This window comes from Mesorhizobium australafricanum (genome assembly GCF_033977265.1).
GTDB classification, from domain to species: Bacteria; Pseudomonadota; Alphaproteobacteria; order Rhizobiales; family Rhizobiaceae; genus Mesorhizobium; species Mesorhizobium australafricanum.
The window spans coordinates 144,273-163,935 of the sequence record NZ_JAVIIT010000006.1; the positions used below are offsets into that span (position 1 = coordinate 144,273).

A 19,663-nucleotide genomic window follows, 5' to 3' on the forward strand; every position below is an offset into this window, starting at 1 on the left:
TTGCCGAGTCACGACTTGTCACGAATCTGCGTCAGCGTGCGGGTCGGCGTAATCGCTTCAGGATCGAGCTTGATCTCGACGATCGCCGGCTTGCCGCTGGCGCGCGCGCGTTCGAAGGCCGGCGCGAAGTCGGCGGTCTTCTCCACCGTCTCGCCGTGGCCGCCATAGGCGCGGGCAAGCGCGGCGAAGTCGGGATTCTTGAGGTCGGTAGCGACGACGCGGCTCGGATATTCCCGCTCCTGATGCATGCGGATGGTGCCATAGATGCCGTTGTTGACGACGATCACGATAATCGGCAGGTCATACTGGATAGCCGTCGCGAACTCCTGGCCGTTCATCAGGAAGCAGCCATCGCCGGCAAAGGCGATGACCTCGCGGTCGGGGAACAGCGCCTTGGCGGCAACCGCCGCGGGCGTGCCGTAACCCATCGAGCCGGACGTGGGCGCCGCTTGCGTGCCGAAGCGGCGGGAGCGATAGAAGCGATGCACCCAGGTGGCGTAATTGCCGGCGCCGTTGGTGAGGATCGCGTCTTCCGGCAGAACCTTTCCCAGATAGTCCAAGATCGGGCCCATCTGGACTGTGCCGGGGCCGGTCTGCGGCGGCGTCGACCATTCGAGATAGGCGGCATGCGCCTTTTCCGTCTCAGCCGCCCATGAAGGCTTGGCCGCGGGCTTACGCTTGGCAAAGGCCTCGACGAAGGCGGCGGGCGAAGCGTTGATGGCCAGCGTCGGCCGGTACACACGGCCAAGCTCGCCGGCATCGGCATGGACATGCACCAGTGCCTGGTCGGGGTAGGGGCTTTTCAGCAGCGTGTAGTCGGAAGACGGCATCTCGCCCATGCGGCCGCCGATCAAAAGCACGACGTCGGCCTGCTTGATCGCCGCCGCCAGCTTCGGGTTGATGCCGATCCCGACATCGCCGGCATAGTTCGGGTGCAGATGATCGAACAGCATCTGGCGGCGGAAGGAGCAGCCGACGGGCAGCGACCATGTCTCGGCGATCGAACGCATCCGCGCCACCGCTTCCGCGTCCCAGCGCGTGCCGCCGAGGATGACGAACGGTCGCTTCGCGCCGTTAAGCAGCATTTCCAGCGCGTCGAGTTCAGTCCCGCCGGGATACGTCTCGACCGGCGTGTGCGGCAGCGCTTGCGGAGCCTCGACCTCGCTGGTCAGCATGTCCTCCGGCAGCGAGACGACCACGGGGCCCGGCCGACCGGATGTCGCGACCGCGAAGGCGCGGGTGACGAATTCGGGAATGCGCGCCGCATCGTCGATCTCGACCACCCATTTGGCGATGTCGCCGAAGAAGCGCTTGTAGTCGACCTCCTGAAAAGCCTCGCGCTCCTTGGCGTGGCTGGCGACCTGGCCGATGAACAGGATCATCGGCACCGAATCCTGCATGGCGATATGAACACCGGCCGAGGCGTTGGTGGCGCCGGGGCCGCGCGTGACGAAGCAGATGCCGGGCTTGCCGGTCAGCCGTCCCTGGCAGTCGGCCATCATCGCGGCACCGCCTTCCTGGCGGCAGACGATCGTGCGGATCGCTGAATCATGCAGCGCGTCGAGCACCGCGAGATAGGACTCGCCCGGCACGCAGAAGATGCGATCGGTGCCGTTCGCTTCGAGCGCCTCGACGATCAGTTGTCCACCGGTCTTCATTTTGCTGCTCTCTCCAGTTCGGCAAGGATTTCGTCGGTGTGCTCGCCAAGACGCGGCGAGGGGCGCTCATAGACGAGCGGCGTGCCCGACATCACCATCGGCGCGCGCACGGAAGGCAGGCGATTGCCATGGCCGTCGTCAAGGTCGAGGCGCATGCCGCGCGCGATCGTCTGCGGGTCGTCGAACATCTGGCCAATCGTGTTGATCGGGCTTGCCGGCACGCCTGCGGCTTCCAGCTGCGCCAGCAACGGATCGCGGTCGAGCGCCGCTAGCGTCTGGACAATCCGTTCGCGCAGCCTCGCGCGGTTGGTGACGCGCGCCGGATTGGTGGCAAAGTCGGGGTTCGACGGCAAGTCGTCGAGACCGACGGCAGCGCAGAACTTGCCGAACTGGCCATCATTGCCGACCGCAAGGATGATGTGGCCATCCCTGACCGGCAGAACCTCGTAAGGCGCGATGTTCATGTGCGCATTGCCCATCTGCACCGGCGACTTGCCGGAGACCAGATAGTTGAGGTTCTGGTTGCCGAGCGCCGAGATCTGGCTGTCGTAAAGCGCCATGTCGATATGCTGGCCTTCGCCGGTCTTTTCGGCATGGCGAAGTGCGGCCTGGATGGCGATCACCGAATAGAGGCCGGTGAAGAGATCCGAGATGGCGACGCCGGCTTTCTGCGGCTCGCGGCCGGGCTCGCCGGTGATCGACATCATGCCGGCCATGGCCTGGATGATGAAATCGTAGCCCGCGCGCGGCGCGTAGGGACCGTCCTGGCCGAAGCCGGTGATCGAGCAATAGACAAGGCGCGGATTGATCGCCTTCAGGCTCTGATAGTCGAGCCCGTATTTCTTCAGGCCGCCGAGCTTGAAGTTCTCGATCAGCACGTCGGCGGTGGCGACCAGCTTGCGGAGCGTCTCGGCGCCTTCCGGCCTTGAGAAGTCGATGGCGATCGAGCGCTTGCCGCGATTGCAGGAATGATAGTAGGCGGCCGAGAGGTTCTCGCCGTCATGGCTCATGACAAAGGGCGGACCCCATTTGCGGGTGTCGTCGCCACCATCGGGGCTCTCGACCTTGATGACATCGGCGCCGAGATCGGCCAGCAGCTGCCCCGCCCAGGGGCCTGCGAGGATGCGGGCAAGTTCGATGACGCGGATGCCTTTCAGCGGGGGTTCGGCCATAGATCACCGTGGTTTTGACGAAACGCAGCCTCTATCAATCGTAGCGGGCTGTGTCACGACCCATGCTGTAGGCCAAGCCGGTCAAGACTTCAGCACGCTGTCAGCCCAGGCGGCGAACTCGTTCATGACGGTGTCGCGGTTGATCTCGTTCAGGCTTTCATGGCGGGTCTCGGCGTAAACCTTTGAAACCAGATTCGAAAAGCCCATTGCCCGCATGCGCTTTGCCAGCTGATGAACCGCCTTGCCATAGTCCGACGCCGGGTCCTTCTCGCCACCGACGAGGTTGACGAAGAGGTCGCGCCGGACGCCGGCAAAGCTGGAATCCTTGCCGCCGTGAAGCGCCATGTTGACCACGTCGCGCCACATCGAGACCGAGGCATCCCAGCCGCAGAGCGGATCGGCGATATATTTGTCGACCACGACCGGATCGCGCGACAGCCAGTCGAACAATGTCCGGTGGTTGGGCACCGCCTTGCCCCAGGCCTGGAAGGTGAGTTTGGGCAGAAGCCGCGACGGCACGTCGGAGCCCAGCCGCATCCGCTCCCAGCCGAGAATACCCAGCGCCAGCTGGCCGAGCAGGCCAGCTGAGAAATTGCCATTCCAGATCGCGGCGGCATGAATGCGTTGCGAGTGGCGAAGCACGAAGTTCAGTGCGATCGACGCGCCAAGCGAATGTCCAAACACGATCACCGGCAGTCCCGGATGTTCGGTCGCGATCAGGTCGTGAACGGAGCCGACATCGGCGATCACCTTGGCGATGCCGTTACTATCCGCGAATTTGCCGAGCGGCGCGTCGGCTGCCTTCGTCTCCCCATGGCCGCGATGGTCATGGGCATAGACGTGGAACCCGCGCCGGCTCAGAAAATCGGCAAAACGGGCGTAGCGCGCCGCATGCTCGGCCAGGCCGTGATTGATCTGGACCACGGCGCGCGGATTTCCCGCCGCTTCTTTCACATAGAGGTTGAGGTCGGCCCCGGTTGGTGAGGCCAGTCTGGTCTGCGTGTCGAATAGCATGTCTCGCTCCCTCGGCGACTGTTGGGCGAGGCTTTTGCTCGCGTCAAGTGGATGACCACGCTGTCGATATCGCCGCGCTGGCGGCGCGTCGCGTGGCAAGGGCACTCAGGGCAGCTTGCGAATGCGCGGATGGAGGCGCTCAGATGGGGATTATTTTCGCATGGTGAAAAAGATCGCAATTCTGACACGTCGGCTGTTCTAGTGTGACGAATCCAATACGGTTCAATGATCGCCGGGAGAGCGGGATGCGGGTTTGGGCATTGTGGGGTTCGATGGTGCTGGCTCTGGCCGGCGCCGGCGCGGCGCATGCCGACGTGAAGATGAGCGGCACTTTCGTTGCCGACAGCGCCTGTCCCGCGACGCAAGCCATCAAGAACGGCAAGAATCCCGGCAACATCTCGACCGCAGCCGGGCAGAGCTACCAGCTTCTTGCCGGCAACAAGGACGAGCCCACCCATTATCTGATCCAGGTGCCGGGCGCCGATCCCGAGCGCCGCTGGGTGAAGATCAGCTGCGGTCATGTCACCGGCGGCAGTGCTGCGACCACGCCTGCGCCTTCGGGCCAGACCAAACCGTCGCAGTCAGCCTCCGGAAAACCGGAATATGTCTTTGCACTGAGCTGGCAGCCGGCTTTCTGCGAGACCAAGGCCAGCAAGCCCGAATGCAAGGCGCAGAGCCCCAGCGAGTTCGATGCTTCGCACTTCACCCTGCACGGGCTGTGGCCGCAGCCGAACGGCAATTTCTATTGCCAGGTGTCGGCAAGCGACAAGGGCAATGACAACCCGGCGCATTGGGGAGACCTGCCGCCGGTCGATCTCGATGCCAATACACGCGCCGAGCTCGACCAGGTGATGCCGGGCACCGCCTCCAAGCTCGAGCGCCACGAATGGATCAAGCACGGCACCTGTTACGGCAAGAGCCAGCAGGAATATTTCTCCGACGCGCTCAACCTGACGCGGGCGGTGAACGCCTCCGCGGTGCGCGACCTCTTCAACAAGAACATCGGCAAGCAACTGACCTCGGATGAGATCCGCGGCGCCTTCAACCAGGCTTTCGGCGCCGGCGCCGGGGACCGCGTGCGCGTCTCCTGCCTGGTCGACCCGTCGAGCGGCCGGCGCCTGATCGGCGAGATCACGCTCGGCCTGTCCGGCCCGATCGGCCCGGACAGCAAGCTCGCCGATCTCCTGATGGCGTCGGCGCCGACAGGCAAGGCCGGCTGCCCAAAGGGCACGGTCGACGCGATCGGTTTTCAGTAAGGCGGCAGTTTTTGGTCAAACCGTCCTTTGGTTAGACTGCGACGAAAAGCTGTGTAGGGACTTTTGGGGCGCAAACCGGCGAATGCGCGCGGATTGGCCGCCGTCGCGCCGAAAGCGATTGCTGTTCGGCGCTGCATCGCCTACATAGCGCGCAATCCCCATCCACCTTGACACTTCAGTTCCAGGGAAAGCGCGCGTGGCTCGCCAGTTCATCTATCACATGTCCGGCCTGTCGAAGGCCTATGGCACCAAGAAGGTGCTCGATAACGTTCACCTATCGTTTTATCCGGACGCCAAGATCGGCATCCTCGGCCCCAACGGTTCGGGTAAGTCGACGATCCTGCGCATCATGGCCGGGCTCGACAAGGAGTTCCAGGGCGAGGCGTGGCTGGCCGAGGGCGCGACCGTCGGCTACCTGGCGCAGGAGCCGCAACTCGACAACAGCAAAACCGTGCGTGAAAACGTCATGGACGGCGTCGCCAGGAAGACCGCCATCATCGAGCGCTATAACGAGCTGATGATGAACTATTCCGACGAGACGGCGGACGAGTCGGCCAAGCTCCAGGACGAGATGGATCGGCTGAACCTGTGGGACCTCGAGCAGCAGGTCGAGATGGCGATGGACGCGCTGCAGTGCCCGCCGCCTGATTCCGAGGTGACCAACCTGTCGGGCGGCGAGCGCCGCCGCGTAGCGCTGTGCCGGCTGCTCTTGGAGCAGCCCGACCTTCTGCTGCTCGACGAACCGACCAACCATCTCGACGCCGAGACCACGCAATGGCTGGAAAAGCATTTGCGCGACTATCCGGGCTCGGTGCTGATCATCACCCACGACCGCTACTTCCTCGACAATGTCACCGGCTGGATCCTCGAGCTCGATCGCGGCCGCGGCATTCCCTATGAGGGCAACTACACCAAATATCTCGATGCCAAGGCCAAGCGCCTGATCCAGGAAGGCCGCGAGGACGACTCGCGCCAGAAGGCGATCTGGCGCGAACGCGAGTGGATCCAGTCCTCGCCGAAGGCGCGCCAGACCAAGTCGAAGGCGCGCATCAAGGCCTATGAGGAACTGGTCGAGCAGTCGCAGAACCGCAAGCCGACCGACACGCAGATCGTCATCCCGTCGAGCGAGCGCCTCGGCAATGTCGTCATCGAGGTCGAAGGCCTCAACAAGGGTTTTGGCGACGAACTTCTGATCGAGAACCTGTCGTTCAAGCTGCCGCCGGGCGGCATCGTCGGCGTCATCGGCCCGAACGGCGCTGGTAAGACGACGCTGTTCAAGACGTTCACCGGTCAGGAGAAGCCGGATGCGGGCTCGGTGCGTATCGGCGAGACGGTCAAGCTCGGCTATGTCGACCAGAGCCGCGACGCGCTCGATGCCAACAAGACGGTGTGGGAGGAAATCTCCGGCGGCGCCGAAATCATCAAGCTCGGCAAGCACGAGGTCAACAGCCGCGCCTATTGCTCGTCCTTCAACTTCCGTGGCGGCGACCAGCAGCAGAAGGTCGGCAACCTTTCGGGCGGCCAGCGCAACCGCGTGCATCTGGCCAAGATGCTGAAGGGCGGCGGCAACGTGCTTCTGCTCGACGAGCCGACCAACGACCTCGACACCGAAACGCTGAGCGCGCTCGAAGATGCGCTCGAAGCCTATGCCGGCTGCGCCGTCATCATCAGCCACGACCGCATGTTCCTCGACCGCATGGCGACCCACATGCTCGCCTTCGAGGGCGACGCGCATGTCGAATGGTTCGAAGGCAATTTCGAGGAATACGAGAAGGACAAGCTGCGCCGCCTGGGTGCGGAAGCGGCAGCCCCGCACCGCATGACGCACAAGCGACTGACGCGGTAGTATCAGTCCAAAGGGGGCGGCGAACAAAAGCGAGGTTCCGGAATGGCTGACTGGTCCGCCGCCCAATATATGAAGTTCGAGGATGAGCGCACGCGGCCCGCGCGTGATCTCGTGGCGCAGGTACCGGTCGATTTCCCGCGCCGCGTCGTCGACATAGGCTGCGGTCCAGGCAACTCGACCGAGTTGCTGGTCGAGCGCTGGCCGGACGCCCAAGTGAGCGGCTTCGACACCTCGCCCGACATGATCGAGAAGGCGAGGGCGCGGCTGCCCAATGTCAATTTCGAGCTGGCGGACGCCGCCAGTTGGCAGCCCGAATATCCCGTCGACGTCATCTTCGCCAACGCCGTCTTCCAGTGGCTGCCGGAACACCCGGCGGTGTTCCAACGGCTGATGAGGTTGCTCGCTCCGGGCGGCGCCTTGGCGGTCCAGATGCCGGACAATCTCAGCGAAGCCTCGCACCAGCTGATGCGCGCGGCCGCGGCGGAGGTGCCGTTTGCAGCCAAGCTCGAGGGCGCCGCGCGCGGGCCGCTGCCGCCGGTGTCCTTCTATTACGATCTGCTATCGCCGCTCGCCGCTCGGCTCGACATCTGGCACACCATCTACAACCATCCGCTGGCCGATGCCGAGGCGATCGTCGAATGGGTCAAGGCGACGGGCCTGAAGCCGTTCCTCGATCCGCTCGATGCGGATGAGAAGAAGGTATTCCTCGACAGCTACACGGCAAAGATCGCCAAGGCCTATCCGAAGACCGATAACGGCAAGGTGCTGCTGCGCTTCCCGCGGATCTTCATCGTGGCCAAGCGAGGTTAAAGCGCGTCGCGCTGAACCGGATTCAGGCGACGCGCTTTAAGTCTTTGTTTTGATGCATGTCGTTGTCCCAGAACCGCTGCACACTTCTGGGCAACATGCATTAGGCTCCCAGCTTTCGGTCGTGGGTCAGTTTGAAATTCGATCTAGCTCGATGGAACTCGTGCTCATCGGCGCAAAGAAGCACATCCACCGCATCGTGAGTCTGCCGACACGCCTGGTCGGCACCAACGTTTCGCAGATATGGTAGCCGTTGTCCTCTGACGCTTGAACGCGGTCTTTCGGAATAAACCACTCTCCCGTAGGCGGGTCGTTGCGGGAGTAAGGTTCGGGCTGCCTGACGAAAAAGCCACCTCCCTCGGCCGGCCTTACTTCATCGGCATTGAGCGGATGGCAGTCTCGATGGCCGCAACATTTCCAGTGCATAACAGGATCAGTCTTACCCGTGTACCAATCGTGAGCGTCAGCATCCACGATCAGCACAAGCCATATCAACGAAGCAAAGCCCTTCTGCGAATGCTTCATGGGAATCCCCCGCACTCGTTTATAGCATAAATTAGCGTCAACTAAACTACAGACCTGAAGTCGCATTGGCCGGCGCCTGGGTCTGGTGCGATGCAGGCGCGACGACGGTGCCTGCTGGAACAATCCGCAGACCAACACAAAGCTGTGTGCCTGGTGAGCCGCCAGGGTGGAGTTTAAGCTGGCATAAACCGGCCAAATGCGACATGGGTAGCGCCGGGCTCGCACCCGAGCCCGGTACGGATTGGACATGCATCGCGTCATCATCAGCGGCATCGGCGCCGAAATCCCTGAACCCGTCATCACCAATGAAGAGCTGGTCGCAAGCTTCAACAGCTGGGTCGACGCCGAAAACACGCGCCGTGCCACGACCGGCGAAACGCTGCTGCAGAAATCTGACAGCGACTTCATCGTGCATGCCTCGGGCGTCAAGAGCCGCCATGTCATCGAGCGCGAGGGCATCCTCGACCCGACCCGCATGACGCCGCGCATTCCGGCGCGGCCGGACGACGCGCTGTCATTGGAGGCGGAGTTCGGCATCGCCTCGGCCAGGAAGGCGCTTGCTCATGCAGGCGTCGACGGGTCGGACATCGATCTGGTCATCTGCTCAGCCTCGCATCATCAGCGGCCCTATCCGGCCATCGCCATCGAGATGCAGGAGGCGCTCGGCACCAAGGGCGCCGGCTTCGACATGGGGCTCGGCTGCTCTTCCGCCGCTGCCGCGTTGCATGTCGCCGTCAATCTGGTGAGGGCAGGGGCGCACAAGCGCATCCTGGTGTCGACGCCCGAAATCATCACCGGCCATCTCAACTTCCGCGACCGGCAGACGCATTTCATCTTCGGCGACGCTTCGGTCGCCATGGTGGTCGAGGGGCTGGCGCAAGGCGAGAAGCGGCCGGGGCGTTTCGAGGTGCTCGACACGCGCACATGGACGCAGATGTCGAACAACATCCGCACCAATCTCGGCTACCACACCCGCACCGCCCAGGACGATCCCTACATGATCAACCTGGAAGGCAATCTCATCAAGCAGGTCGGCAACAAGGTGTTCAAGGAAGTCACCGTTGCCGGTCAGAAATTCATCGTCGAGTTCCTGGCCGAGCATGGGCTGACACCGCAGGGGATCCGGCGCTTCTGGCTGCACCAGGCCAATGCGCGCATGAATGCGATGATCCTAAAGCTTTCCTTCGGCCACGACGTCGACCACGACCGCGCGCCGATGGTGCTGGAGCGGCTCGGCAACACCGCTGGCGCCGGCGCCATCGTGGCGCTGTCGGAGAACCATGCCGACATGAAGGCCGGCGATTTCGGCTTGATCTGCGCTTTCGGCGCTGGTTATTCGATAGGCGGCGCGCTGCTCAGGATGCTGTGAGGATGTGCTGACATTCAGGTGAGCCCGGCCTGCAAACGGCGGGTTCCTGCGCTTCCGGCCTTCGCCGGCCGAAGCCATTCATTCGTGGCGTAGCAATTAATTAAGGCTACGGCCGGCGTAGGCCGGTGCTCACGTACTTTAAGCACGCACCGCTCCGGTTCTCGAAACCCGATGTTTTCGACTGGTTCCCCGACACAGGGATTTTGAAAGGTTGCCGTTTGTCTTGGTGCAAGATTTTTCCGTTCATTTCCGTGAAATCAGCGCAAACGCCGGAGATTGGTTGAAGCCTCCCAACGTCGTCATTCTATGGTCTGCGCGCGTCGCTTCGCTCCTGCTCCGCCCTAGAATGACGATCGCGATGGACGTTTCGGCCAATCTCCAACGCACGCCACCTGCCAACGCAAACAAAGAGCCGAGCGGTTAAAATCCCTGTGCTGGGGAACTAGGCCTGACCTGAATTTCAGCACATCCTTCAAGCCGGAGCGAAGGGCACCAGCATCGGCACGCGCCTGGCGTAGTCGTCATAGGCAGGGCCAAGCTCGCCGCGCAGGAAGCTCTCTTCCAGCCTCGCCTTGACGACGACGCCGACGAGCAGCAGGGCGGCGCCCGCGATGCCCCATACAGTGCCCTTGGCAACCATGGTGGCGAGGATCGACAGCAGCAGGCCGGTGTAGATCGGGTGACGGACCAGCCCGTAGGGGCCGGTATCTATGACGCGATGATCAGCCTTGGCGGTCACCGTGGCAGACCATAGCCGGCCGAGATGCAGGCGGGCCCACCAGGCGAAGGCGATGCCGATCGCGATCAGGGCGACGCAGATCCAGGCTATGGTGAGCGTGGGCATCCAGAGCCGCAGCCGGCCGACATAGCCGTGCGCCGGCACGAACAGCAGGACGGTGCCAGCCAGCCAGAGAACCCGATAACGGGCCTCCGCCTTGAAATCCGCGCGCTTTTGCGCGGGATCTGCCCAGGACGCGGCGAGGATCCACGATACCGCCCAGAACAGCCAGAGTGCTGCGATTGCGTGTCCAACCTGCATGATCGAACCTTCCCGATTGCGCGCGCGACCGCCTAAAGCGCGTCGCGCCGAAAACGGATTCGGGCGACGTGCTTTAGATCTTTGTTTTTATGCATGTCGTTGCCGCAAAACCGCTGCACACTTTTGCGCGACATGCATTAGGCCGCCGGCGCGGCAGCATTGCGGCTTGCAGCGGTCGACGAAAGGGATTTGCGATAAGAAGATCGTGATCGCCATCAAATGGCGTGATCGGATCATCAGCGCTTTCGACTGGACCGCATTCTCCCCGGCCTTTAGACCAGCGGCATGCAGGAAACGAACCTTGAGCTTTTTCCCCCAGCGGAACCGGCGGTCGATATCGTGCCGGGCCGCAAGCTGACGGCAAAGGCAGCGGCACTCTACGCCGCTCCGTTCGATCATTTCGAGACGAGGGCGGTCGAGGAACTGCATCTTGGCTTCGACGGCATCGCGGGCGACTTCCATGGCGGAACGACGCGGCGTTCCGGCGGGCGCGAGCCGTGGTATCCGCGCGGCACCGAGATGCGCAACGAGCGGCAATTGTCGCTTGTCGCCGCGGATGAGCTTGCCATCGTCGCCGAACGCATGGTCCTCAAGGAGATCAAGCCGGAATGGATCGGCGCCAATCTGCTGATCGAAGGCGTGCCGCATCTCTCGATGCTGCCGGCCGGCTCGCTGATGTTCTTCAAGGGTGGCGTGACCATCAAGATCGATGTCCAGAACAAGCCGTGCCGTATCGCCGGCCAATCGATCGCCGAGCATGTCGGCGCCGGGGATCGCGATGCCACCGCGCTGCTCTTTCCAAGGGAGGCGAAACGGTTGCGCGGCCTTGTCGCCTGGGTCGAGAAGCCAGGCACAATCAAGATGGGCGAAGAGATTTCCGTGCGCGTGCCGGAGCAGTGGATTTATCGTTGAGGGGAGGGACATGCCGCACCAGGCGGCATGGCTGGCGTTTCGGACTAAGCTTTCGGCTTTTTTCCAGAGGCGCCGCCGGAATTATCTGGCGGGCAGCCATGGAGAGCGCACCGGATCATTGTGCCTTTGCCGATAGGGCACCATTCAGACGTTCGGTGATTGCGCCGACCTCACTCGTCCTCGTCATCTTCCTCAAGCAGCCGCGTCGCCCGCCAGCGGGTGAGCACCTCGTTGGTCCGCCCGATGACGAAGAAACGCGCCGAGTCCCGGTCATAACCTTCGGCGAGCAGCTTTTCGTAATCGGTATGGACGTGGCGGACATGGGCGATGGTGGCCAGCCACACCGCGATCGTTGGCGGCAGGCTCTTCATGTGTACAGAACCGGCGTCGGCGCGGATCCTTTCCATGTCGGCGTAAGGAGCGAGCGGCAAGAGCGCTGTCAGCGCCTTGGCAAGCGCGCGCCGGCGGCCGGTGGGGGCGCTCATTTTTCGTCGCGCCCGGCAATAGTCGCTTCGGGGAAGGCGTCGACCGAAGCGTAGTAGGGCTTGATGTCGATGACCGGCGTGTCGTCGAGCACATCGATGGAATCGATCTCGATCCGGCCGGCCTCGATGTCGAGCGCGACGAGTTTCGCCACATGCAGGCCGACAGGGTTCGGCCGGGCGGGGGAGCGCAGCGAAAAAACGCCTTTTGGTTCAGCCGCATGGCGCGGTTTCTGGACAATCAGATTCCGCGGCGCGTGATGGAGCCAGGACAGGATGACGATATGGCTGGCGCGTTCCAGGTTTTGCAGTCCCGGGCGATAGGCCTCGTCGATCAGAACGGTTGCGGCGCGGCCGGATTCCCGGGCGGCACGCATGTTCTTGGGGCAATCTTCGCGGCGCCTCCAGGGCGACACAATGCGACCGATGAAGACGATATGGCCGTCCGGCCGCAGTTTCGCCGGATCGGCCTCAAGCAGCGTTTCACCTTCGCGCGTCTCAAACATCCCATTCATCCTGTGGAAGAACCGTCCGCCCGGCGCGGATCACGGCTGCGCCATTTTCTTGTCCGGAAGCGACATAGCGCTTGCCAGGGTTTCAAATTCGACATAAACATATCTTTATATCTTTCAACGAGAACCCGCGCATGCACATCTCGCTCGACACAATGGTAGATACATTGAAGGCGGCGGCCGAATCCAGCCGGTTGCGCATCCTGGTGCTGCTGTCGCGTGGCGACCTGACCGTCTCCGACCTCACCGAAATCCTCGGCCAGTCGCAGCCGCGCGTCTCGCGCCATCTGAAGTTGCTGCTCGATGCCGGGCTGATCGGCCGCTACCAGGAAGGTTCCTGGGCCTTCTTCAGGCTGACGGATACGGATAATTCGCGCGACTTCGTGCAGCGTCTGGTAGCGGGCATCAGCGAGGCCGATCCGCAGGTGGTCCGCGATCTGGAAAGATTGGCATCGGTCAAGCGCAAGCGGCAGGACAGGGCCGCCGAATATTTCTCCGAGAATGCCGCGAGCTGGGATCGTATCCGCTCGCTGCATGTGCCGGATCGCGCGGTGGAAGCGGCACTGCTGAAGCTCGTCGGCAAGCGGCCGTTCCAGTCCATGCTCGACCTCGGCACCGGCACCGGGAGGCTGCTTGAAATCTTCGCGCCGCTCTACCGGCGCGGCGTCGGCATCGACATGTCGCGCGAGATGCTGACGGTTGCGCGCGCCAATCTCGACAAGGCTGGCATCGCCAACGCGCAGGTGCGCCAGGGCGACATCTTCTCGCCGCCGGTCGAGCGCAACGCCTTCGATCTCGTGACCATCCACCAGGTGCTGCACTATCTCGACGATCCGGCCCGCGCCATCGCCGAAGCGGCGCGGCTGCTGCGTCCGTCGGGCAGGCTGATCGTCGTCGACTTCGCGCCGCACGCGCTTGAATTCCTGCGCGACCAGCATGCGCATATGCGGCTGGGTTTTTCCGACCGCCAGATTTCGGAATGGTTCGCGGAGGCCGGGCTCGACCTCGAGGACAGCCAGGAATTCGAGCCGCGCGGCGGCAACGAAGCCAGGCTCACCGTCAAGCTCTGGCTCGGCCGTGACCGCCGCCTGCTCATCGCCGATCCGTCCAACGATTCTCTGCCAGTAAGGGAAACAGCCTGATGAACCAGTTCCGCTTTTCCCGCCGCCCCGACATTGGCGACAAGGTCAGGGTCTCGTTCGAATTCTTCCCGCCGAAGACCGACGAGATGGAAGCAAGGCTCTGGGACACGGTCACCCGCCTGGAGCCGCTCAAGCCGAAATTCGTCTCGGTGACCTATGGCGCCGGCGGCTCGACCCGCGAGCGCACGGCGCGCACCGTCGGACGCATCCTCAACGAGACGTCGCTGACACCGGCGGCGCATATGACCTGCGTCGATGCCGCCCGCGATCAGGTCGACATGGTCATCCGCGAATTCGCCGACATGGGCGTCAAGCGGTTCGTCGCGCTGCGCGGCGATCCAGCGGCCGGTGTGGGCACAAGCTACCGTCCGCATCCCGACGGCTACGCCAATGGCGCCGAACTGGTCGGGGCGCTGAAGAGCGCCGGCGATTTCGATATCTCGGTCTCGGCCTATCCGGAAAAGCATCCGGAAAGCCCGGATTTCGCCACTGACATCGACATGCTGAAGCGCAAGGTCGACAATGGCGCGACGCGGGCGATCACCCAGTTCTTCTTCGACAACGATCTTTACGAGCGCTATGTCGAGCGGGCGCGCCGCGCCGGCATCTATATCCCGATCGTGCCGGGCATCCTGCCGGTGCACAACTTCACCCAGGTCGCGAATTTCTCGTCGCGTTGCGGGGCACTGGTGCCGGCGTGGCTGGCCGAGCGTTTCGAAGGACTGGAGAACGATCCGCAGACGCATGCGCTGGTGGCCTCGGCCGTGGCGGCCGAGCAGGTGCTCGACCTTGTCGAGCGCGGGGTTGGCGACTTCCACTTCTACACGATGAACCGCGCCGACCTCGTCTTTGCCGTTTGCCACATGATCGGCATCCGCTCGCATGAGGTGGAGGCGGCGGCCGGGTCGGCCGCGGCCTGAAACGGAAAAGGCCGGGTAGAACCCGGCCTTTTCGAACTGTTTGGACTATTCCTGGTGCTGGTCTTCCCGGCTTTGGCGGGTCAGGGAAGAACGCCTATGATAAGGGCGCCGATGAATGCAAACGCAGCACAAATCATCAATGCGTTGATTGGCCTCGTCAGTCCCATGTCATAGCCTCCTCTTCAGAGCTACGGCCGGAATCTAGAGTCATTTGGGTCACAGGCAAGCGGAAAACGTGCTGCAATGCGACATAATTGTGGGATTTGCGACTTCCGATTTACCGTTAGCCGTTGAAACTCTTCGGCAAAAGCCGCTTCAAGAGTTGTGAATAAATTGTGGCGGAGCCGTGGCATGACACCGCTACCATCGGCCAAACAACCGCCCGTCGATGGTGACTAGGCCGAGTCCGATCAGCGTCATGCCGCCGATCTCGAACAGTGCCAGCCGCTCGCCGAGGAAGAGGAAGCCGAGCAGCACCGCGCTGACCGGCACGATCAATGTGACCAGCGAGGCATTGGTGGCGCCGGCCGAGGCAACGAGGTTGAAATAAAGGATATAAGCGAAGGCGGTGGACAGCAGCGCCAGTCCCAGCATCGCGGCCCAGACCGGCGGCGAGGCCGAAAACAGCCCCGCCGTGCCGTAGGCAATGAGCACGATGGGGATCATGATGATGGTCGAGGCTGTCAGTTGCCCGGTGGCGATGACCGGCGACGGCACCCCCTTGAAGTGCCGGGCGACCATCAGGGCGACCGCGTAGGACAACGAGGCGCCGATCAGCGCGAACTTGGCCCACACCGGTCCGCCCAGCCCGGCAAGCAGGCCCGGGCCGATCATCACCGCCGTTCCGGCGACGCCGAGCACGATGCCGGCCAGCTTGTTCCAGGACAGCTTCTCGTCGGTGGTGAGCGCATTGGCCAGGATCAGCGTCCAGAACGGCGTCGTCGCATTGAGCACCGAGGCGACGCCGGCGCCGAGCTCTGTCTGGCCGGCGAAGATCAGCGAGAAGGGGATGACATTGTTGGTCAGCGCCAGCAGGAAGAAAAGGCCCGCATGCGGGAGGGCGAGCCGAAACGACGGGCCGCGGACCGCCAGGTAAAGCTGGAGCGCTGCCGCGGCCATGGCGACGCGGAACAGCACCAGCGCCAGCGGATGGATTTCGGAAACGGCAATGCGGGCAAAGAAGAACGAACCGCCCCAGATCGCGCCGAGCAAGAGAAGCTGCGCCCAATCCTTGAGCGTCATCGGTCCGCGCGTCGGCGCGGCGCCAGCCGTAATGGACATGTCTTGCTCCTCCCGGGGCCGATCGCAATGTCAGCCCGCCGAACACCTCACCAACCGATATCGGGTTTGGCGGCAAGGGCCACCCGAAACCTGACTGATGGTTTGGCGTGCCCAAGAAACGTGCAGCGGGCCGTCTGGGAACGCCGGACACAGAACTGTTTTCTTTGGCGGCTAGCTAGGATTAATTGTGCGCGCTCCAGATCGAGGATTCGTCCATGCAGCGATTCGAAAATGCACGTGAGGCGGCACTGGCGCTTCGTCCTGACGACCCGGTCTACTGTTTCCGCCCGCAGGTGCTGAAGGCCGATGCGCTGCAGTTCATGGGCATGTTTCCCGGCAAGACCGCTTACGCGGTCAAGACCAACGGCGAGCAGATCGTTTTGAAGACACTGGCGGAAGCCGGCGTCGGCACCTTCGACGTGGCCTCGCCCGGTGAGTTCGCGGCCGTGCGCGCCGTCTCGCCCGACGCCGAAATGCTCTACATGCATCCGGTCAAGGCGCAGTCGGACATCAAGCTTGCGCTGGAGAAATACGGCATCCGGGTGATCTCGCTCGACCACGAGGACGAGATCACGAAGCTGACGCGCGTTGTGCGGGCGCTCGATATCGACCCGGGCGCCATCACCGTCTTCGTGCGCATCCAGACCAAGGGCCATGCGGCTTACGAATTGTCGAAGAAATTCGGCGCAGGGCCCGCCAATGCCGTCGAGCTTGCCGAGCGGCTGAACCGCACCGGTTACAAGGTGGGGCTCTGTTTCCATGTCGGCAGCCAGATCGAGGACCCCGACACCTATGAGCGGGCGCTGGCCTCGGCCGACTGGGTGCGCAACCGTTTGACTTTCGATATTGCCGGCCTCGATGTCGGCGGCGGCTTCCCCGCCGAATACGGCCACGATCCCAACCGCAAGCATATCGACATGCCGTCGCTCGGCCAGCTGATGTCGCGGCTCGCCGGCGACCTCAAGGAATATCAGTTCGACCAGATGCCGCTGGTTGCCGAGCCCGGACGCGTGATCGTGGCGCGCTGCCTGTCGCTGATTGTCCGCGTGCTGCTGCGCAAGGGCAAGCGGCTCTACATCAATGATGGCATCTGGGCGTCGCTCTCGGATTCGTGGACCGGCAAGATCACGCTGCCGGCGCGCTTCATCCCCGATCCCGCGATCCGCACACGCAATGGTACCGAGAAAAACATAGTGCCGTTCAAGGTCTGCGGCGCGACCTGCGATTCCGTCGACATTCTGTCGCGGCCGTTCTGGCTGCCGGAAACGGTCGACACCGGCGACTGGATCGAGATCGGCCATATCGGCGCCTACTCGCTGTCGCTGAGGACGCGCTTCAACGGCTTTTATCCCGACACTTTCGTCGAGGTGGCGACGCCCTTCGACGAAGGCGACGCCCCGCAAGGGTTCGCGAGTTTGGAGACGATGGCGGATTAGCGAATAGGGAGTAGCGAATAGCGAATAGCGAATAGCACACAAGCGAGGGATGCGCCGCGGCGAGCCCTATTCGCTACTCTCTATTCGCTATTCGCTCTTAGAGTTTTGCCAGCAGTTCCGGCGTCGGCCAGCCATCCACGGGAAGTCCAAGCCGCATCTGCTCTTTGCGGATCGCTTCGCGTGTGTTGGTTCCAAGAATGCCGTCGACGGTGCCGACATCGTAGCCCCTGGCTTCGAGCTTGGTCTGCAGCGCCTTCATCTGGTCGCCGCTGAGGCCCTGCTCGGGCGTGCGCGGGTCGAATTGCGGCGCGCCGGCAAGGCGCGTGGCAAGCACGGCCGCGGTCAGCGCATAGGTGAAGGACTGGTTCCATTCCAGATAGACATCGAAATTGTCGTAGGTCAGGAAGGCGGGGCCCTTGCGACCCATCGGCAGCGCCAGGCCGGCTTTCAACCCATTGTCGACGAGCGGGTTGCCGTTGGGTTCGGTAACGCCCCACTGCGCCCATTGCGACAACGGCAATTTGTTGGTGCGGCCTGTCTGGTCCCACGGCATCTCGTCGGGGACGCGCACTTCCTGGACCCAGGGCTGGTCTCGCTTCCAGCCGCGCGACATGATCTTGCCGGCCGTCGTCATGATGACATCCGGCACGCTGTTCCTGAGGTCGACCTTGCCGTCGCCGTCGCCGTCGACGCCACGCGCCAGATAATCGGTGGGCAGGATCTGCGTCTGGCCGATCTCGCCGGCCCAGGCGCCCTTGACGTCGGCCGGCAGCACGCCGCGGTCGATCAGGGTCAGCAGCGGTACCAATTGCTGCCGGAAGAGCTGAGGGCGGCGGCAATCATGCGAAAGCGTCACCAGCGCATTCAGCGTATGAAAGTCGCCTTGCACGGCGCCGAAGTCGGTTTCCAGCCCCCAGAAAGCGGCGATGATGGCCGGCTGGACACCGAATTCCTTGTCGGCGCGGTCGAAGACGTCGGCATATTTCTTCAGATTGGCCGCACCCTGCTTCAGGCGGTAGCCCGAGATCATGCGGTTCGAGAATTCGGTGAAGGTTTGGGTGAACACGCCCTGGGCGCGGTCGCGCGCCAGCACCTTCTCGTCGATGGTCGCGTCTTCCAGCGCGTCGAGGCCGACAGCGCCGACGCCGGTTGCTTTGGCTTCGGCTGCGACACCCTGTTTCCAGGCTTCGAAATCGCTGCCGCATTCCTGTGCCGCGGCTGGCAAGGCGAAGGCTCCGAAAAGCAGCGCCGCCAGGATTTCAACGCGCAATCGCATCGCTTCCCTTTCGAGACCGGCGCATGACCCCATCGTGACCCCGGACCGGAATCGGACAGGCGCATGCGAGGATTTCAAAGTTCAGGAGCTGCGTTCGGCACTCGGACGAGTGCGCTGCTCCAGATTACCAGCGGTTGCATGTTTCGCCGCCCGCCGTGTCGAAAAGCAGGCGCGGAGGCCGATGTCAACGGGTGTTCTGCCGCAACCACTTCCGCCAGGCGGCTTCCGAACCGTTGAAAACATTGATGTCGGATTTGCCGGTCATGCCGGGCACGATGCCGGTGCCGGTGTATTGCCAGAAGGTGAACGGGTGGCTGCCGTATTTTTCGCGCGGGTGACCGGCAACCGAGCGCAGCCAGTAGGGATAGCCGCGGAAGGTCGCCAACTGGTTGTCGTCGAAGAAGTCGAGCGAGGTGTAGATGATCGGCTTCTTGCCGTAGTGACGCTCGACCATTTCGAGGAAGACGGTCATTTCGCTGCGCACGGTGGCCGGATCGGGGCGCAGCCTGCAGGTCGGCGACTTCGGGTTCCATTCCATGTCGAGCACCGGCGGCATTGCCGACGGGTCCCTGGGGACATTGGCGATGAACCAGCGCGCCTGGGCTTGCGCCGGCGTGCAGAAATAGAAGAAATGATAGGCCGCGCGCGGAATTCCGGCAGCCCTGGTGCGCGCCCAATGCTCGTTGAAATAGTCGTCGAAGCGGTCGCCGCCTTCCGTAGCCTTGATGAAGGCGAAGGAGATGCCGCTTGCCCTGGCCGCCGGCCAGTCGACCGAGGTCTGGTATTTGGAAACGTCCGTGCCATGGATGGCGTAGGTCCATGGTGCGCCGCTGTCCCATTCATGCGGCTTGGAGTCCTCGAACTTGGGCGCGCGCACTGCAACCGCCTGCGAGGACGGCGACAGGGGTGAAATATCGTCCACCGTCGAGCAAGCGCCCAGCAGCGTCGACATCAGGATAGCCGCAAGACGGCGCATGGCATTTCCCAGGCCGGGTCCAGCCGGCCGCTGATGGGTC

18 protein-coding genes are annotated in these 19,663 nt (G+C 63.2%); 8 read left to right on the plus strand and 10 right to left on the minus strand.

Going from position 1 to position 19,663, the window contains the following annotated elements; genetic code table 11:
* Positions 1–8 precede the first annotated feature (8 nt).
* The 3 genes from RFM98_RS13900 to RFM98_RS13910 all read right to left on the minus strand — a co-directional run bounded on the left by RFM98_RS13900 (position 9) and on the right by RFM98_RS13910 (position 3,844).
* Complete coding sequence (locus RFM98_RS13900) at positions 9–1,658, minus strand: thiamine pyrophosphate-binding protein (RefSeq protein WP_320309408.1); 1,650 nt, start codon at positions 1,656–1,658, stop codon at positions 9–11.
* Entirely contained in the window at positions 1,655–2,830 is a 1,176-nt protein-coding gene (locus RFM98_RS13905) for a CaiB/BaiF CoA transferase family protein (RefSeq protein ID WP_320309409.1), read from the minus strand. Before RFM98_RS13905 ends, RFM98_RS13900 begins: the two co-directional genes overlap by 4 nt.
* A gap of 81 nt (positions 2,831–2,911) precedes the next feature.
* Positions 2,912–3,844 (minus strand): alpha/beta fold hydrolase, encoded by a 933-nt coding sequence (locus tag RFM98_RS13910; protein ID WP_320309410.1) that lies wholly within the window; start codon positions 3,842–3,844, stop codon positions 2,912–2,914.
* Positions 3,845–4,089: 245 nt separating this feature from the next.
* Between RFM98_RS13910 and RFM98_RS13915 the strand changes: the two genes are divergently transcribed.
* From RFM98_RS13915 to tam, 3 genes are all read left to right on the plus strand, one after another.
* Positions 4,090–5,100, plus strand: a complete 1,011-nt coding sequence (locus RFM98_RS13915; RefSeq protein WP_320309411.1) for a ribonuclease T2 family protein — start codon at positions 4,090–4,092, stop codon at positions 5,098–5,100.
* Between the two features lie 196 nt (positions 5,101–5,296).
* Positions 5,297–6,946: an energy-dependent translational throttle protein EttA gene (gene ettA, locus RFM98_RS13920; protein WP_320309412.1), complete on the plus strand. Its 1,650-nt coding sequence runs from the start codon at positions 5,297–5,299 to the stop codon at positions 6,944–6,946.
* A 42-nt stretch (positions 6,947–6,988) separates the two neighbouring features.
* Entirely contained in the window at positions 6,989–7,756 is a 768-nt protein-coding gene (gene tam / locus RFM98_RS13925; protein WP_320309413.1) for a trans-aconitate 2-methyltransferase, read from the plus strand.
* 126 nt (positions 7,757–7,882) lie between these two features.
* Here the strand turns inward: tam and RFM98_RS13930 are convergent, their stop codons facing one another.
* Positions 7,883–8,278, minus strand: a complete 396-nt coding sequence (locus RFM98_RS13930; protein ID WP_320309414.1) for a hypothetical protein — start codon at positions 8,276–8,278, stop codon at positions 7,883–7,885.
* A 247-nt stretch (positions 8,279–8,525) separates the two neighbouring features.
* Between RFM98_RS13930 and RFM98_RS13935 the strand changes: the two genes are divergently transcribed.
* Positions 8,526–9,647, plus strand: coding sequence for a beta-ketoacyl-ACP synthase III (locus RFM98_RS13935; protein WP_320309415.1), 1,122 nt, complete (start codon positions 8,526–8,528; stop codon positions 9,645–9,647).
* A gap of 472 nt (positions 9,648–10,119) precedes the next feature.
* Here RFM98_RS13935 and RFM98_RS13940 read toward each other — a convergent pair whose 3' ends face one another.
* The gene (locus RFM98_RS13940; RefSeq protein ID WP_320309416.1) at positions 10,120–10,686 is read right to left on the minus strand and encodes a methyltransferase family protein; all 567 of its coding nucleotides are present in this window, start codon (positions 10,684–10,686) and stop codon (positions 10,120–10,122) included.
* 285 nt (positions 10,687–10,971) lie between these two features.
* Here RFM98_RS13940 and RFM98_RS13945 point away from each other — a divergent pair, with 285 nt between their 5' ends.
* The gene (locus RFM98_RS13945) at positions 10,972–11,598 is read left to right on the plus strand and encodes an MOSC domain-containing protein (RefSeq protein ID WP_320309417.1); all 627 of its coding nucleotides are present in this window, start codon (positions 10,972–10,974) and stop codon (positions 11,596–11,598) included.
* Between the two features lie 170 nt (positions 11,599–11,768).
* On the opposite strand, the gene RFM98_RS13950 is transcribed toward RFM98_RS13945, so the two are convergent.
* Positions 11,769–12,083 (minus strand): DUF2293 domain-containing protein, encoded by a 315-nt coding sequence (locus RFM98_RS13950; protein ID WP_320309418.1) that lies wholly within the window; start codon positions 12,081–12,083, stop codon positions 11,769–11,771.
* Positions 12,080–12,586 (minus strand): tRNA (N6-threonylcarbamoyladenosine(37)-N6)-methyltransferase TrmO, encoded by a 507-nt coding sequence (gene tsaA, locus RFM98_RS13955; RefSeq protein WP_320309419.1) that lies wholly within the window; start codon positions 12,584–12,586, stop codon positions 12,080–12,082. The genes RFM98_RS13950 and tsaA overlap by 4 nt, the downstream gene beginning before the upstream one ends.
* Positions 12,587–12,726: 140 nt before the next feature.
* Between tsaA and RFM98_RS13960 the strand changes: the two genes are divergently transcribed.
* Entirely contained in the window at positions 12,727–13,734 is a 1,008-nt protein-coding gene (locus tag RFM98_RS13960) for an ArsR/SmtB family transcription factor (protein WP_320212573.1), read from the plus strand.
* The gene (gene metF / locus RFM98_RS13965) at positions 13,734–14,654 is read left to right on the plus strand and encodes a methylenetetrahydrofolate reductase [NAD(P)H] (protein ID WP_320212574.1); all 921 of its coding nucleotides are present in this window, start codon (positions 13,734–13,736) and stop codon (positions 14,652–14,654) included. Before RFM98_RS13960 ends, metF begins: the two co-directional genes overlap by 1 nt.
* 360 nt (positions 14,655–15,014) lie before the next feature.
* On the opposite strand, the gene RFM98_RS13970 is transcribed toward metF, so the two are convergent.
* Entirely contained in the window at positions 15,015–15,935 is a 921-nt protein-coding gene (locus tag RFM98_RS13970) for a DMT family transporter (RefSeq protein WP_320309420.1), read from the minus strand.
* 215 nt (positions 15,936–16,150) lie between these two features.
* On the opposite strand from RFM98_RS13970, the gene RFM98_RS13975 reads away from it, so the two are divergent.
* On the plus strand, positions 16,151–17,371 hold the full coding sequence (locus RFM98_RS13975; protein ID WP_320309421.1) for an alanine racemase: 1,221 nt from the start codon (positions 16,151–16,153) through the stop codon (positions 17,369–17,371).
* 97 nt (positions 17,372–17,468) lie between these two features.
* On the opposite strand, the gene RFM98_RS13980 is transcribed toward RFM98_RS13975, so the two are convergent.
* Together RFM98_RS13980 and RFM98_RS13985 are read right to left on the minus strand one after the other, a co-directional pair.
* Positions 17,469–18,647 carry a lytic murein transglycosylase gene (locus RFM98_RS13980; RefSeq protein ID WP_320309422.1) on the minus strand — a complete coding sequence of 393 codons (1,179 nt, stop codon included), beginning with the start codon at positions 18,645–18,647 and terminating at the stop codon, positions 17,469–17,471.
* A 184-nt stretch (positions 18,648–18,831) separates the two neighbouring features.
* The gene (locus RFM98_RS13985; RefSeq protein WP_320309423.1) at positions 18,832–19,623 is read right to left on the minus strand and encodes a glycoside hydrolase family 25 protein; all 792 of its coding nucleotides are present in this window, start codon (positions 19,621–19,623) and stop codon (positions 18,832–18,834) included.
* Between the last annotated feature and the right edge of the window lie 40 nt (positions 19,624–19,663).

What these genes read in the sequence shown, in the direction of transcription:
- RFM98_RS13900 (WP_320309408.1), bottom strand. Translation starts at nt 1,658, where the DNA reads ATGAAGACCGGTGGACAACTGATCGTCGAGGCGCTCGAAGCGAACGGC.
- RFM98_RS13905 (WP_320309409.1), bottom strand. Translation starts at nt 2,830, where the DNA reads ATGGCCGAACCCCCGCTGAAAGGCATCCGCGTCATCGAACTTGCCCGC.
- RFM98_RS13910 (WP_320309410.1), bottom strand. Translation starts at nt 3,844, where the DNA reads ATGCTATTCGACACGCAGACCAGACTGGCCTCACCAACCGGGGCCGAC.
- RFM98_RS13915 (WP_320309411.1), top strand. Translation starts at nt 4,090, where the DNA reads ATGCGGGTTTGGGCATTGTGGGGTTCGATGGTGCTGGCTCTGGCCGGC.
- tam (WP_320309413.1), top strand. Translation starts at nt 6,989, where the DNA reads ATGGCTGACTGGTCCGCCGCCCAATATATGAAGTTCGAGGATGAGCGC.
- RFM98_RS13930 (WP_320309414.1), bottom strand. Translation starts at nt 8,278, where the DNA reads ATGAAGCATTCGCAGAAGGGCTTTGCTTCGTTGATATGGCTTGTGCTG.
- RFM98_RS13935 (WP_320309415.1), top strand. Translation starts at nt 8,526, where the DNA reads ATGCATCGCGTCATCATCAGCGGCATCGGCGCCGAAATCCCTGAACCC.
- RFM98_RS13940 (WP_320309416.1), bottom strand. Translation starts at nt 10,686, where the DNA reads ATGCAGGTTGGACACGCAATCGCAGCACTCTGGCTGTTCTGGGCGGTA.
- RFM98_RS13945 (WP_320309417.1), top strand. Translation starts at nt 10,972, where the DNA reads ATGCAGGAAACGAACCTTGAGCTTTTTCCCCCAGCGGAACCGGCGGTC.
- RFM98_RS13950 (WP_320309418.1), bottom strand. Translation starts at nt 12,083, where the DNA reads ATGAGCGCCCCCACCGGCCGCCGGCGCGCGCTTGCCAAGGCGCTGACA.
- tsaA (WP_320309419.1), bottom strand. Translation starts at nt 12,586, where the DNA reads ATGTTTGAGACGCGCGAAGGTGAAACGCTGCTTGAGGCCGATCCGGCG.
- RFM98_RS13960 (WP_320212573.1), top strand. Translation starts at nt 12,727, where the DNA reads ATGCACATCTCGCTCGACACAATGGTAGATACATTGAAGGCGGCGGCC.
- metF (WP_320212574.1), top strand. Translation starts at nt 13,734, where the DNA reads ATGAACCAGTTCCGCTTTTCCCGCCGCCCCGACATTGGCGACAAGGTC.
- RFM98_RS13970 (WP_320309420.1), bottom strand. Translation starts at nt 15,935, where the DNA reads ATGTCCATTACGGCTGGCGCCGCGCCGACGCGCGGACCGATGACGCTC.
- RFM98_RS13975 (WP_320309421.1), top strand. Translation starts at nt 16,151, where the DNA reads ATGCAGCGATTCGAAAATGCACGTGAGGCGGCACTGGCGCTTCGTCCT.
- RFM98_RS13980 (WP_320309422.1), bottom strand. Translation starts at nt 18,647, where the DNA reads ATGCGATTGCGCGTTGAAATCCTGGCGGCGCTGCTTTTCGGAGCCTTC.
- RFM98_RS13985 (WP_320309423.1), bottom strand. Translation starts at nt 19,623, where the DNA reads ATGCGCCGTCTTGCGGCTATCCTGATGTCGACGCTGCTGGGCGCTTGC.